The sequence below is a fragment of the Streptomyces sp. NPDC003036 genome, assembly GCF_040611175.1.
GTDB lineage: Bacteria > Actinomycetota > Actinomycetes > Streptomycetales > Streptomycetaceae > Streptomyces.
The window spans coordinates 1-1,262 of sequence record NZ_JBEXNO010000098.1 but is presented as its reverse complement, the minus strand read 5'-3'; the positions used below and the strand labels follow the sequence as shown (position 1 = coordinate 1,262).

Below are 1,262 nucleotides of genomic sequence, written 5' to 3'. Positions count from 1 at the left end.
GACCATAGGACGCCCCTGATTCGTGGAGCGTTGTGCACCCTCGAATGTGAGACGAACGCGCAGTATGACTCGGGAGTCGTTGACCACGACCACCAGGCCCGCGCCGCCCGGCAGCGCGGGCGCGTCCGCGTGCGGCCGCCCCGGCGCCGGGAGCTGCGACCGGGTCGGCACCACGCCCCGCACGGCGAAGGCGGCACCCACCCCGAGGGCCGCGCCCACCAGCACATCGCTCGGGTAGTGCGCGCCCGTGTAGATCCGGGACAGCGCGACGGCGGCGGCCACGGGCGCCACGGCCGCACCCCAGCCCCGCGACTCCAGCGCCACGCCGGTCGCGAAGGCCGCCGCAGAGGCCGAGTGGCCCGACGGGAACGACGTGGTGAAGGGCTGTTTCTTCAGCCGCCGCACCATCGGCACGGCGTCCAGCACGGGGCGGGCCCGCCGCACCGACCGCTTGCCGACGGTGTTGATGGTGGCGGACGCCACCGCCAGTGACGCCACCCCGCGCACGGCCGCCCGCCGCGCACCCGCCCCGCGCCCGAGCGCGGCGATCCCGGCCGCCGCGCCGAACCACAGCAGCCCGTGGTTGGCGCTGCGGCTCAGCCGGGGGAGGAGCGGCTCGGCACCCGGCCAGTGGCGGGTCGCCACCCGGTGGAAGACCTCCCGGTCCCAGGCGCTCAGCAGCGCGGCGACACGGGAACGGACGGGATCGGCGGTGCGGGCTGCGGTGTGGGCGGCGGCTTGATCTGCGGACATGGGACGCACGTACCCCTTCCGGGGCGTACGAAGCGGGCGCAGGGGTACGGACGCGGCCGGGCGCCGCCCGCGAAGGCAGCCCCAGGCCGCGCCGAGCCGCGGGAGCGGGCCCGTTACGCCGGCTCCGCCTCGCGTACGCGTTCGCTCTCGTCGTACGGCCAGCGCAGCAGCGCGCCCAGGCCGCCGACCGGGACCTCGTCCTCGATCTCCGGCCGCACCCGCAGCACCTCGGCGCCCGTCATCACCGCCGAGCGGATCAGCGCGTCGTCGGCGCGGGCCGGCATGGGCTCGGTCTCGCCCAGGTACTGCGTCTCGTTGCGCCGCACCGCGATTTGGTCGGGCTCGGCGCCCACCCACACCTCGCGGTGCGCGTCCGGGCCCTCCGTGCGGATCAGCAGCTCGGCGATCCGGTGCTGCGCTCCTCCCGGTCCTTCCCGAAGACCGGGCTGGAGAGGAAGGCCTCGCGTACGTAGTCGCAGAAGAAGCCCGCGCCGTCGACGGCGGTGATG

General features: G+C 75.9%; 1 protein-coding gene and 1 pseudogene. Both read right to left on the bottom strand.

Translation table 11 applies throughout. The features are described 5' to 3' along the window. On the bottom strand, positions 1-753 hold a 753-nt coding region (locus tag ABZX67_RS33255), incomplete at its 3' end, for a phosphatase PAP2 family protein (protein WP_355368536.1). Positions 754-866: 113 nt separating this feature from the next. After that, positions 867-1,169: pseudogene (locus ABZX67_RS33250) on the bottom strand (hypothetical protein); the annotation flags it as partial. Positions 1,170-1,262: the final 93 nt, after the last annotated feature.